Genomic DNA, 13,088 nt, shown 5'->3' with positions numbered 1-13,088 from the left:
CATGCGCAATCCGGTAACATTTTTGTATTGCGCTGATAGCAATTTTCGTCGGTCATCGGCTTTAGTAATAGTTTACTCGCCGGGTAAGGTAAACGGCCCCCCGCGCTCAATCGCCTTCTGCCAGGCCGGGCGCTGCTCTACGCGCTGAACCCACTGCGTCAGATGCGGTAAATCATCCACGCCGCCGCGCGCCAGCAGCGCCATCGCCGGAAAGCTCATCTGAATATCGGCCATACTTAGCTCCGCGCCGGCAAACCAGCGCTGGCGGGAAAGGTGCGCCTCAATAAAGCGGGCATGGGTTTCCAGCTGACGGTTAAGCCACGCCTTTTGCACCCCTTTGCCCAACGCATTGCCCAACGTGCGCATGCCAAACGGCACCGGGGGTTTACCCAGGCTGGCAAATACCAGCTTCATCAGCAGCAGGGGCATTAGCGAACCCTCGGCGTAGTGCAGCCAAAAACGATATTGCAGCTTATCTTCCACCGACTCGGGCTTTAAGCGCCGGGCGCTATCATAGGTTTCCTGTAAATACTCCAGAATGGCGCCGGATTCCGCCAGAATATGGCCGTTATCCTCGACAACCGGCGATTTGCCCAGCGGATGAACGCTTTTTAATTCCGCCGGGGCGAGCATATCCTTTCCCCGCTGATAAGAGACAACCTGATAAGGCAGCTGCAGCTCTTCCAGCGCCCATAATACGCGCTGCGATCGTGACTGATTGAGATGATGTACCGTTAACATGGGCCTCTCCCGCTGTTTGTTCAAATTAACTATAGGAACAGGCGGCGAATGACGGGAATTTTTCGGCAAACGGAAGAGGCAAATTCAGAGAAAAGAGCCACACTTAAAGTGTCGGCGCAAACCGGAACCTCCATCAAAGATTGCGCAATACTGAGGTGAGCCGACGTCGGGGGAAACCCTCCTGCGTACCAGCGGGATAGAGCGAAAGACCAAGACCGGAAAACAACTAAAGCGCCCTGTTGTGGCGCTTTAGTTTTTTTAGTCATCTTCCAACAATCGCGCGCCGGTCCCCTCTTCGCCCAGCTTATCGCCCGGGTTGCGTAACGGACAGTCGCGGCGCGACAGACAGCCGCAGCCGATGCAGCCGTCGAGCTGATCGCGCAGCGCGGTCAGGGTATGGATGCGCCGGTCCAGCTCTTCCCGCCACTGGGACGACAGCATCTTCCACTCTTTAGCGCTGAGGTTATGCCCTTCCGGCAGTACGCCGAACGCGTCGCCGATGGTTGCCAGCGGGATACCAATACGTTGCGCAATCTTAATGATCGCCACCGCGCGCAAGACGTCGCGCCGGTAGCGCCGCTGATTGCCCGCGTTGCGCTGGCTGTGGATCAGCCCTTTGCTTTCATAAAAGTGCAGCGCGGAGACGGCCACGCCGGTTCGTTTTGCCACTTCGCCGGGCGTCAGCAGCATTTTGATGCGGGGTGATTTCTTTTCCATAAAGCGCTTTACCTCAAGTTAACTTGAGGAATTATACTCGCCCGCAGACAAAACGACGAATCGAGAATTGAGAGAGGCCGCTTTATGTCCCATCAGGATATTATCCAAACGCTTATTGAATGGATTGATGAACATATCGATCAACCACTTAACATTGATATAGTCGCCAGAAAATCGGGATACTCGAAATGGTATCTACAGCGGATGTTCCGTGCCGTGATGCATCAAACGCTGGGAGATTACATTCGCCAGCGCCGCCTGCTGCTCGCCGCGGAAGCGCTAAGAACCACCCAACGCCCTATTTTTGATATCGCGATGGATCTCGGCTACGTGTCGCAGCAGACCTTCTCGCGGGTGTTCCGCCGCGAATTTGACCGTACGCCTACCGCCTATCGCCATCAAATTTCTGCCTGATAAGGCTGCTGATAAGGGCAGAGGCTGATGCGGTCATTCGCCAGCCACTGCATGAACTCCTGCGGCGGCATCGCTTTCGCAAAGTGCCATCCCTGGCAGTATTGCACGCCGCGCTTTTGGAGCCATGCGACCTGCTCTGCCGTTTCGACGCCTTCAGCCACGATTTTTAAGCGCAGGCTGTTCGCCATCTGGATAATATGCTCGGCAATCATGTGGCTGGTGGTGTTGCTCGTCAGCATGTCGACAAAAGATTTATCAATCTTAAGGACATCGACGTTGAGCGCATGGAGGTTGTTCAGGTTGGAGTACCCGGTACCGAAATCATCAATAGCGATTTCATATCCCGCCTCGCGGAACGCCTGAATCACCGGCGTCGTTTTCGCCACGTCGATAAACCCGCGTTCGGTCACTTCAATTTTAATTTGCTCCGCCTTGACCGCGTAGCGGCGGATCTTCTCGTTGATGTTCTCAATCAGGCGCGCAGAATGGAAATCGGAAGCGGAAAGGTTAATCGCCACGTACAGATGCGGCTGCCGTGCCAGAAACTCGCCAAGATCGGCAAAAACCTCTTCTATCACATAGTCGGTGACCTGCGCGATCATCCCTTCGTTTTCCGCCAGCGGAATAAACTCCGCCGGGCTCATCACCGGGCCATCAAAACCCGGCCAGCGCAATAATGCTTCGGTACCGACGCAGCGGTGATTTTTAATATCGATAACCGGCTGATAGTGCAGGCACAGCTGGCGACGGCTCAACGCCCGCTGCAGCATCTTACGCGGAGAGTGGTACTGCTGCCGGGTGCGCGACCACACCAGTAAAAGCAATACGCTGCAAATCAGCCCCAGCGGTAACGTCAACGTGACCTGGTTATAAAAATTCTGATAATAGCTGACGCGCGAGGTCGACATAATGACGGCTATCGGGCGAACGCTGGAATGGGCGATGGTATAAACGCGGCCATCCTGATGAAATAAAGCCTCTTCAGCGCGAATCAGACGATGCAGCTCAGCGGGGTCGGCATTCTTGCTGACGGAAAAAAACTGCCGGGTTTTGGTGTCAAAAACGCCCCAGGCGAGGTTGCGGTCGCTGGTTATCAACGCGCTGTATGAGAGCGGATTCACCACCACCACATAGTTGCCGCGCTGCATATAGTTCATCGCGTAGTCTGGGTAGAAAGGCGTTTCGCGGTAGTAGTAAATCGCGATATCCGGCTTTTTGGTATAGGTTGCGGCCGGAATTCGCCACCCCGTCGGGCGGCGTACCGTGGTGGAGCAGAAAAAATGGGTGCCGTTGGCGTAGATTAAATCGTCGATATAGAGCAGGCCGCGAACAATCCCGAGCAGATATTGCTGATGCTGCGGCGAACATATCTCTCCCTGATACAAACGGGCTTTATCCCGCGCTTCGTCGGCCTCACGAATCACCAACTCCGTTTTTTGCAGCGCCAGCCGAGAAAACAACCGCAGCTGATCGCCGGTTTCCGCTTTGGCGCGTATCTGCGCAAACCACAACGCCAGCAGCACCGGTAGCAGAATGACTAACACGATACCAAATATTCTCAACGCCTTACGTGGCGCGCTATGATTCATTTCCGCTTCTTATCCATGCGATACGCCTTAATCAAGGTGAGCTACCCCGATGACTCTGCTTACTTTGATATAAATCAGGGCATCTCAGCAACCCATGCTTTGACGTAAAAACCTCATGACGATGAATTATGAATAATACTGGCTTATAGAAGTCTGGAGAAACATTCTCAACAGAATGAGATTAGCTCCACTATGTTATTCGGTTTATCCGTATAATTAGCCGGAATAAGTAACAAAATCCGTAGAACATAAACCTATATAAAAAAGAAAAGTCGCCGGGAATCCCTTATAATCGGCCTTCACGCTGAAAGAAGAATCCTACCCCTCCCTATTAACCATGCTATTTGAATGGTTAATAGGCGCCATAAAAGACCTTTTTTGGGCTGGTCAATAAAAGAACAAGTGTGATATAGTTCACATTAGTTGATGAAACAAAAACGTTGTTTCATTACGATCTTGTTTGCCTGAAGATAGCCAGAGCACCGTACCATCGTCAGTCTCACCCGGTTGTCACAGGCTCCCAAATTTCGTTGAGGATAGGTTGATGGCTTCCATTACTACCAGTGTCGTACTTTTGCGCTGGCCGCTCGTGAGCGCAGTGCTGATGTTTCTGGCCAGCTCGTTAAACATTCAGCTACGTAAAAGCGATTATGCCGGTTTAGCGGTGATTTGTAGCTGTATGGGCCTGGCCGCGGCCTGCTGGTTCGCCACCGGTCTGTTAGGCATCACGCTGCTGGACGTGGCGAAAATCTGGGGCAATATCAAGGACGTGATGATTGAAGTCATGAGCCAGACTCCGCCTGAATGGCCGATGATGATGACCTGATGTCCGCCCGCCCTGGCCGGGCGCCGGTGTACCTGTCCGGGCAGTAACGCCCTGGCCCGGACAGGTGCGCAGCAATTCCCTCCTCTGCGACAGCTAAATACATCACCAGCATAAACCGCAGCGATGGCAAGGTAGCCGCCAGGTTTTAACGCATCCGCTGGCCCAGATCGCGCTGCCCCGACGGCAGCCCCGGTACTGCGCGTGGAAAGTCGTTCGGGCAGCGTTTTATGGCACAGAGCGCCTGGTAACGGCAGGAGTCTGCCGTCGTGGCGGTAGAATGATAAGGGCAGGAAGGCCGCTCCCGCAGCTTCTCCCACTGCGCCTCATCGTATCGGGTGATGTTATAAACTTTTACCGCGTGATATTGCTCGTTGATTAACACACTCGATGAGTAGAGTTTTATCGACTCGCCCGGCAGTAATAAAATGTCGGCCTCATACCAAAGAATAAACTTTAAAAACCGTAGGCTGGAAATTGAGGAAAAAGCCACCCCGGAATGTGGGCAGACAAGAGTATTATGAATAGTCCATTTCATTTTCTATCCTTGCGTGCATTGCTGATTAATGACTCTATTATTGATAGCATTCATCATAGCTAACCGCAAGGCGATCGATTAATAATGTGATATCAGACAATACTCAAAGTGCTTTATACTCACTAAGATGTAGCGTGAATATTGCATTATAACAATGAATGGTTAGTCATAATAATCAACGGCAGCGCCAGTCATGAGCATACATAAATAAGAATATATTGACAATAAATTACAGGCTACCAACAGCAGTAGCCTGTAATATTACACTGGGAATAAATCAAAAATATCTAAGCTATTGTGCGCATATTAAACGCCGGTATCACCATGTTTTACCAATATTAAACTGGAACTGTTCAGCTTTATCCCCATCGTATTTTTTAAACGGCTCGGCCCATGAGAATACCAGCGGGCCTAATGGCGACATCCACTGCACCGCAATCCCGGCGGACATCCGGATATGCGACGGATCGCCATAGTCAGGGATCCCGGCCGCCAGCGTCTGGGCGGTATTTTGCCAGGAGGTGCTCCATACCGTACCGGCATCGAGGAACAGCGACGTCCGCAGGCTGTCAGCGTATTTGTCATTCACAAACGGCGTCGGCACAATAAACTCGCTGTTCAGTACCGCCATCGCATTACCGCCAACCGCATCGGATGATGAGTCCAGCGGACAGGCGCTGTAGCTGCTTTCAGAACCATTACAACGATAATAAGCCGCTTTTGGGCCAATCGTATTCGACGAAAAACCGCGAACCGACGACGATCCGCCAGCATAAAAATTATCATAAAACGGTACCGATTTGCCGTTCAGCCCATCGGCATAGCCCGCGCGCAGGTGCTCCATCCACACCCAGCTTTTGCTCTCGGTCAGCGGCATATATTGGGTGGTATCGAAAGTGACTTTGTAATAGCTGTTATCCGAACCGGGCACGGTAACCTTGGCGGTCAGGCTGCTTTTATTCCCCGCGCGCGGGAAGAAGCCGCGATCGAGGTTGTTATAGCTCCAGCCAACGCTGGCAAAATAGTCATTGGCGCTATAGGTGGCGCCGCTGTCGCCATCTTTGGTGACGACGTCAGGATAGATACCCCGCGAGTTAAGATAGCGCCAGGTGGTGAGCTCCGGGTCCATATTGGTCAGGCGGTTATGGACATAGTCCAGGCCCAGGTTAAGAGCGTTATTCTCGCTAATCGGGAACCCCAGCGTACTGCCAACGCCGTAGCTTTGCTGGTTGTAGCTGCCGGAATCGGCATCAGAAGCATCGTAACTGTTGTAGAAGATTTTGCCGCCGAGGCTGATGCCATCCACGGTGAAGTAAGGATTCGTCGCCCCCAGCTCAATATAGGACTGGTAGCTGTTGCGCGTGCCGTTGAAGCTGACGCTATTGCCGCTCCCCAGCCAGTTATCCTGCGTGACGCCAAGCTGGTAGCTCACGCCGCTGTCGGTACCGAAGCCCAGACCCACGTTAAAGGAGCCGGTATTGCGCTCCTTCACCTTATAGACCACGTCCACCTGATCCTGACTACCGCTAACCGGAACGATCTGCTTGTCGACGGTTTCGAAAAATCCGCTACGATCCAGCCGCGTTTTTCCCTGCTCGACCTTCTCGTCATTCAGCCACGCGCCTTCCATCTGGCGCATTTCGCGACGCAGCACTGCATCGCGGGAAGTATCGTTACCCTCAAAGCGAATCTGACGCACCGAATAACGGCGGCCGGCATCCACGTTAATATGCAAAACGACGTTTTTTTTCGCCTCATCAATATCCGGCGCGGTGTTCACCTGCGGCCAGGCATAGCCGTATTTTCCCAGTAGCGTCTTAATGCTGTTCTCAGACGCCGTAATTTCCGCGCCGCTGTACCATTTCCCCGCTAAAGGCTTCACCAGCGCTTCAATTTCCTGGCTATGCTGCGCCATGTCGCCGGTCACGACCGTACTGGTCACTTTATAACGATCGCCTTCGCTAAGATTGATCGTGATATACAGCGATTTTTTATCCGGGGTAATACTGACCTGACTCGAATTAATGGTAAAACGCGCATAGCCGCGATCGAGATAATAGCTACGAATGGTCTCCAGATCCGCCGCCATCTTTTGCTTTTGGTATTTCTTATCGCCAATCACGTTCCACCACGGAACGCTGTCGCGTAGCTGCAGCTGGTCCAGCAACGTTTCTGTGCTAAAAGCCTGGTTGCCAATAATATTAATTTGCGCGATTTTTGCCGATACCCCTTCCTGAAATACAAAGGTTAAATCAACGCGATTACGCGGCAGCGGCGTGACGACAGCGTGAACCTGAGCGCTATATTTCCCGACGCTGTAATAAAAATCCTGGAGCCCTTTTTCTATTTCCGTGAGCGCATTGCGATCCAACGCGCTGCCCTCTTCAATACCTGTGGCGGCCAGATTCTCTTTGAGGGCATCATCCTTAACGGATTTATTCCCGGAAAAGCTGATTTTAGCGATGCTTGGCCGCTCTGTAACCTGCACCACCAGCGTGCTGCCATCGCGCAGGATCTGCACGTTCTCAAAGTTGCCGCTGGCATAGAGGGCGCGGACCGAATCGCTGATATCCTCATTAGAAACCTCTTCTCCCGTATGAACAGGCATGCTCAGTAGCGCAGCGCCAACGGTAACGCGCTGTAGCCCCTCGAAACGAATGTCATCTACCGTATAGGCGGTTGATGCGTAAAGCGTTAAAGGGGAAATCAATAGACCGGCGATGAGACTCGTTTTTTTTAGCATGGAGGTGTCGTCTAAAAGATATTTGGCAATAGCAGATATCCTGCTGGGAATAATGCAGTTCAGTGCGCCAGACAAATTCTGACGCAGTTTTAAATAACCTGAACGAGGCGCAGAATTGCACGCAATTATGACGAGAAAATGGAGAAAAAATGGATGTGTGAGAATGTTGAAAAAATTATTTTTTAATGGAACTTTCTTTCCCCCACCCAGTCAGATAAGCATTTCCAGGCAACATTAAAATTCTACACCGCCTGTTTTTTAATTAAAAAAATAAAAAGCCCCCTTTCGCATTGGTTGAAAGGGGGAAAAAGATCTTGTTAGGAATGATGCTCTCTGGGATAAACCAGGAACAGCCACAAACTAACCTATAACCCCGTAGATAAAATGAAGAGATAGTGAATAAATTATGCAGCCAGATTGCCATCATAATGAAATGAGTCGATATCATGCCACGAAATGAAATTCAGCGCTCAGTGCTGAGCGAGCTGGTGCGCTGGATAAAAAACAACCTTGAGAAGAAGCTCACCATGCGGGCGCTGAGCCTCTTTTCCGGCTATTCCGAATGGCACCTATTTCGCCTGTTTCGTCACTATTTTAATATGTCGCCAATGGCCTATATCCGCCAGCAGCGGATGCAATTAGCCCTTGATTTATTAAAGGTTAAACCGGCTTTTCGCATCGTTGATATTTGTATTCTGGCGGGCTATGAAGATATCAGCGCCTTTAACCGCACCTTTAAAAGGTACTATATGATGACGCCAGCCCAGCTGCGCAAAATCCTGAATATATGATGATAGAGGCTCCCCCTCCTCCGCATTGCTGCGGTTGGGAATGGAAGGGGGAAGAGGAACAACTTTAGAATGGAAATGGCAGGATGCCACCGTTAATCGTTTCTGGGATCAGGCAGACCCGATCAACAGGAAGCAGTGTAAGCTGCTATGTTGAATTAATTGTGTAGAGGCCATGGAGATTTTGTCATAATTTATATCCGAACCCAATGTCCTTGACGCTAAAATAAAAAAAACCGGAATAGTTCATTATTCCGCCGGATGATTGGGTGGTTGATCAGAAATGCGTATTCACGCTGATATAAAACGTCCGGCCCGATTCATTATAGGTCTCCGCCCCTGCGCCATACAGATAAGCGCCGGTCGTCGAATTCCCCGTTGTCTGCGCATTACCGGCACGGTAGTGACGAATATCGAACAGGTTATCCACTCCGCTGGTCAGGCTCAGGTTTTTATTCACATCCCAGGTCGCGCTGAGCCCGACAATGCTGTACGGGCTCACTTCATTTAATTCGCTGCCGGATACCGCCTCGCCTTTATAGTTGAAACGTTTAGGTTTCTGACGGCCGTACCAGGTGAAAGTGCTCTGCAACGAAAGATCGTCGCGTACCTGCCAGCTGACGGTCGAGTTCAGCGTAAACTGCGGGATCACCGACAGGCGATCGCCGGTGGTCTTGTTCTTACTCTGCAGCATCCACGTCAGGTTGTTGCTCCAGTTGACCGTTTCACTTACCGGGAGATTCAGCGAACCTTCCAGCCCTTCAACCAGCGCCTTCGGTACGTTTTCCCATTGGTAAATATTGGTGGTGCCATTGCTGGCCGTCCCCACCGCCGAGTAGCCCGACTCAATCTTGTTATGGTAGTCGTTACGGAACCAGGTCAGCCCCGCCTGATAGCCGTTGTGCTTATACTCAAGGCCAATCTCTTTATTGACGCTGGTTTCCGCCTTCAGATCGCTGTTCCCCATCAGGTAACAGGCTGAGCTGCTGGCATAACAGCCCTGGCCGTTGCTGTAGAGAATATAGTTCGGGTTGAGCTGGTAAAGGTTCGGCGCTTTATACGCGCGGGCGATGCCAAGCTTCAGCGTCCAGTCATCCGACAGCCCCTGCGAGAGATTCAGCGAGGGGCTCCAGTTATTGCCGACGATGCTGTGATGGTCGAAGCGTAGGGCCGGTGTCAGCATAGTGCTCTCGGTCAGCGCGATATTGTCTTCGGTAAACAGCGAGAAAATCTCGGCGCTGGAATAGGGGCTGCGTCCGGTTGCCGACATACCGTCAATGGAGCCATAAGAGAGCGACTGGGTGGTCGACACGCCATCTTTCATCCGCTGCTGGTTCCACTCGGTACCCAGCGTCAGATTCTGTTCGAATCCCAGGGTAAACGGAATATTCACCTCGCTGTGCAGCAGCACATCCGACAGGTCGATATCGGAGAATTCGCTGCTGGAGAAGATCCCTTCCGTTCCGCCCGCCAGTCCCTCATTCATACGCGAGTTACGGGTGTGCTCATACTGCGCCCAGGTATTGCTGGTCACGCCGTTATCCCAGCCGCCGGTCCACGTGACGCCATACGTCTGGCGATAGAGGCGGTTGGTCTCTTTCCCGTACAGACTTTTCACCAGCGTGCTGGTGTTGGTATTCTGCGTGTCGCCTGCATACAGGTTGCCCTGGCGACTGTAGCCGGTTTCAAACTCCAGCGCCTGCATCGGCGCAAATTCCCAGCGCAGCTTACCGTGGATATCTTTATTCACCACGCCTTCGCGCCCTGCAGGATACGATCCCGCATAGCTACCGGTTCGCGCCGCTTCGTGGCCAGCGTTGATATCCTGGGCATCGGCCTGCGTTTTGCTCAGGTTTCCCCATAAATTAAAGCTGACCTCATCCGATAGCGGACCATTGAGGCTGAAGTTTGTCCGCTTCGTCGCGCCCTCTTTACGATGCTGAGGTGCGTTCATATAGGTATTCCAGGACCCATGCCACTCGCTGGTGGCCGGTTTTGTGACGATATTCACCACCCCGCCCATCGCGCCGTTACCGTAGCGGGCCGCCGCAGGGCCGCGAATCACGTCGATATGATCGATCATTTCCGCCGGTACCCAGCTGGTATCACCGCGCGTATCGCGGTCGCCGCGCCAGCCATAGCGCACGGAATTACGACTGGTCACCGGTTTACCATCCACCAGAATCAGGGTGTTCTCCGGTCCCATGCCGCGAATATCGACCTGGCGGTTATTACCGCGCTGGCCGCTGGTGGAGTTACCGGTGAGGTTGACGCCGGGCTGGGTACGAATCAGCTCGGAGACATCACGCGCGGGCGGATGTTTACGGATCTCCTCAGCGGTGATGGTCGATACGCCGGGGGCTTGCAGCGTCTGCGCCGCCGCGGTGACCACCATCGTTTCATCGTCATTTACCGCAGCCGTTTCAGATATCTTCGTATCGTCTGGCATGCTGCCATCAGCGGCCTGAACCGGCAGCGTCCCTCCCCAGATGACCATCGGGATTAGTACGGCCAGCGAGTAGTGTGAATCGTATTTCATGGAATATGCCCTGTTTTTCTTTTTAGCTGTCGGGGCACGTCTTCTTCATCAGTCAGATAAACAACGGTAATGACTTTTATGCAAGCGCAGTATCTCTGCTTTTGGCGTAGCCGGGCCCTCCCGCTTAAATAGCGGAATAGCAATAAATAATGAGCAGCCAAAATAGATTTATTACTCTGGCAAAAATGAAGAAATAAACGCACCGTGCTATTCTTTGACAGCATTCGCCGAACAGCAGTAATAGGAGTCTTGTGCCACACAACGTTATTAGAAATGAGATTTATTATCAAGTGGATAATTATCCACCGCACGGATAATTTTTAACAAATCAATAAAAACAAAAAGATAAGAGAGCTAAAGTCGTTTTTTATTTTTAGAACAGTTAAATAACTGAAGTATATCCACATTAAAAAAACACAATTCAGACATATTATCTCCATAATTAATTAGGGCGTGTGGGTTTATTATTTCACGATAAATATCGTCATTGTAAATTAATAGAATAATTAAAATAGCGGACTAGCCGACTCGCATACGCGATCGCCGGGGATGCTAACGGCGTGGAATTGACTAAAATAAGAAAATCCCCCTGCGGAGCACCGCGCCATGAACACTTCATCGTTCTATCGATACCTTGTCGGCGGGCTCGCATGCTTTGCCGCCCTGCTATGCTTCACCTCCGTTTACGCCGCCGCTGAGAACAAACTGTCAGAGCCAGAGGAACGAGAGGCCCTGAAGGTCGACGTTGACGATATGCTACAGCCCTGGAAGGGAGATTTACCCGGAATGCTCGACCGGCGAACTATTCGCGTATTAACCACCTTCAGCAAAACCTTTTTCTTTATTAACAAAGGCACTCAGCGTGGCGCCACTCACGATATTTTTATGGAATTTGAACGTAGCCTTAACCAAAGCCTGGCGAAGGAGAAAAAGCTTAAACATCGTCATCTTAAGGTCCGTATCATCTTTGTGCCAGTTGCCCGCGACCAGCTCATCAGCGCGCTTAACGCCGGTAAAGGGGATATTATCGCCGCCAACCTGACGGAGACCGCTGCCCGCCAGCAGGAGATGACCTTTACCGCGCCGATATACTCTCACGTTCAGGAGCTGCTCCTTTCCGGCCCGGGTTCCCCCAAAGTGGAAAATCTGCAGCAGCTTTCCGGTAAAACGGTCTTTGTGCGTACCTCATCGAGCTATTACGAGAGCCTGGTTGCGCTCAACGCGCGCTTTGCGCAGCAATCTTTGCCTCCCATCACCCTCACATCGGCGCCCGAAGCGCTGGAGGATGAAGATCTGATAGAGATGCTCAGCGCGGGCCTGATTCCCTTGACCGTCGTCGACCGCCACAAGGCACTGTTCTGGAAGCAGGTCTTCCCCAGCATTCAGGTTCATCAAAACATCATTCTGCGCAACGAAGGCAATATCGGCTGGGCGGTACGCAACAACAGCCCGCAGCTGCTGGCCTTGCTTAATGAATTCATCAACAAAAATCGTCAGGGCAGCAAGCTGGGTAATACGATTCTGCTGCGCTACCTGAAGGATGCCCGATACGTTAAAAACGCGGCAGCGCAAAAAGAGCGGCGTAAATTTCTGACCATGGTGGAGATCTTCCGCAAATATGGCGATCGCTACGACGTTGACTGGCTGCTGATGGCGGCGCAGGGCTATCAGGAGTCGCGGCTTAATCAGTCTGTACGTAGCCACGTCGGCGCAATTGGCGTTATGCAGGTAATGCCGGGCACCGGCAGGGAGCTGAACGTCGGCGATATTAAACTGCTCGACCCCAATATTCATGCCGGGGTGAAATATATGCGCTGGATGATAGACCGCTATTATGGCGATGAACCGATGACCCAGCTTGATAAGGCGCTTTTCTCGTTCGCCTCCTATAACGCGGGCCCCGCGCGCATTGCCCGGCTACGGGCGGATACCAAAAAACGCGGTTTTGATCCAAACGTCTGGTTTGGCAACGTGGAGTATCTGGCCGCCGAGAAGATCGGTTCCGAGACCGTAAGCTATGTCAGCAATATCTATAAATATTACATCGCTTACCGGCTGATTGTGGATGAAATGGCGCGCAAGCAGCTGGCGACAGCTACGCCAGCCGCTGCGGCCACGCCCGCTTCACGGTGAAATAGCGCTGAAAAACCGCGTTTCAAAATAGAAAAAGCCCCGGGCTGGGGCTTTTTCAGAACT

At 52.0% G+C, this 13,088-nt stretch carries 10 protein-coding genes; 4 read left to right on the top strand and 6 right to left on the bottom strand.

Annotated features, from left to right (window positions below):
* Window positions 1–72 precede the first annotated feature (72 nt).
* Complete coding sequence (locus KOSB73_RS03020; protein WP_004137527.1) at window positions 73–741, bottom strand: glutathione S-transferase family protein; 669 nt, start codon at window positions 739–741, stop codon at window positions 73–75.
* 258 nt (window positions 742–999) lie between these two features.
* Complete coding sequence (gene soxR, locus KOSB73_RS03015; RefSeq protein ID WP_004097815.1) at window positions 1,000–1,458, bottom strand: redox-sensitive transcriptional activator SoxR; 459 nt, start codon at window positions 1,456–1,458, stop codon at window positions 1,000–1,002.
* 84 nt (window positions 1,459–1,542) lie between these two features.
* On the opposite strand from soxR, the gene soxS reads away from it, so the two are divergent.
* Window positions 1,543–1,872 (top strand): superoxide response transcriptional regulator SoxS, encoded by a 330-nt coding sequence (gene soxS / locus KOSB73_RS03010; RefSeq protein ID WP_004097813.1) that lies wholly within the window; start codon window positions 1,543–1,545, stop codon window positions 1,870–1,872.
* Here the strand turns inward: soxS and KOSB73_RS03005 are convergent.
* Window positions 1,857–3,461 (bottom strand): EAL domain-containing protein, encoded by a 1,605-nt coding sequence (locus KOSB73_RS03005; RefSeq protein WP_024360194.1) that lies wholly within the window; start codon window positions 3,459–3,461, stop codon window positions 1,857–1,859. The two genes, soxS and KOSB73_RS03005, sit on opposite strands and share 16 nt — an antisense overlap.
* A gap of 544 nt (window positions 3,462–4,005) precedes the next feature.
* On the opposite strand from KOSB73_RS03005, the gene KOSB73_RS03000 reads away from it, so the two are divergent.
* Window positions 4,006–4,287 (top strand): YjcB family protein, encoded by a 282-nt coding sequence (locus KOSB73_RS03000; RefSeq protein ID WP_004097808.1) that lies wholly within the window; start codon window positions 4,006–4,008, stop codon window positions 4,285–4,287.
* 145 nt (window positions 4,288–4,432) lie between these two features.
* On the opposite strand, the gene iraM is transcribed toward KOSB73_RS03000, so the two are convergent.
* A complete protein-coding gene (gene iraM / locus KOSB73_RS02995; protein ID WP_024360193.1) occupies window positions 4,433–4,822 on the bottom strand; it encodes an anti-adapter protein IraM in 390 nt (129 codons plus the stop codon).
* Between the two features lie 319 nt (window positions 4,823–5,141).
* Window positions 5,142–7,565, bottom strand: a complete 2,424-nt coding sequence (gene bamA / locus KOSB73_RS02990; protein WP_024360192.1) for an outer membrane protein assembly factor BamA — start codon at window positions 7,563–7,565, stop codon at window positions 5,142–5,144.
* 446 nt (window positions 7,566–8,011) lie between these two features.
* On the opposite strand from bamA, the gene KOSB73_RS02985 reads away from it, so the two are divergent.
* Window positions 8,012–8,356 (top strand): helix-turn-helix domain-containing protein, encoded by a 345-nt coding sequence (locus KOSB73_RS02985; RefSeq protein ID WP_004137534.1) that lies wholly within the window; start codon window positions 8,012–8,014, stop codon window positions 8,354–8,356.
* Window positions 8,357–8,630: 274 nt separating this feature from the next.
* Here the strand turns inward: KOSB73_RS02985 and KOSB73_RS02980 are convergent, their stop codons facing one another.
* Window positions 8,631–10,892 (bottom strand): TonB-dependent siderophore receptor, encoded by a 2,262-nt coding sequence (locus tag KOSB73_RS02980; RefSeq protein WP_082236843.1) that lies wholly within the window; start codon window positions 10,890–10,892, stop codon window positions 8,631–8,633.
* A 606-nt stretch (window positions 10,893–11,498) separates the two neighbouring features.
* On the opposite strand from KOSB73_RS02980, the gene KOSB73_RS02975 reads away from it, so the two are divergent.
* On the top strand, window positions 11,499–13,025 hold the full coding sequence (locus KOSB73_RS02975) for an MltF family protein (RefSeq protein ID WP_098140214.1): 1,527 nt from the start codon (window positions 11,499–11,501) through the stop codon (window positions 13,023–13,025).
* Window positions 13,026–13,088: the final 63 nt, after the last annotated feature.

Origin of the sequence: Klebsiella grimontii (genome assembly GCF_900200035.1) — a bacterium.
Lineage (GTDB): Bacteria > Pseudomonadota > Gammaproteobacteria > Enterobacterales > Enterobacteriaceae > Klebsiella > Klebsiella grimontii.
Note: the sequence above shows the minus strand (reverse complement) of the source record. Positions and strands in the feature narration are given on the sequence as shown.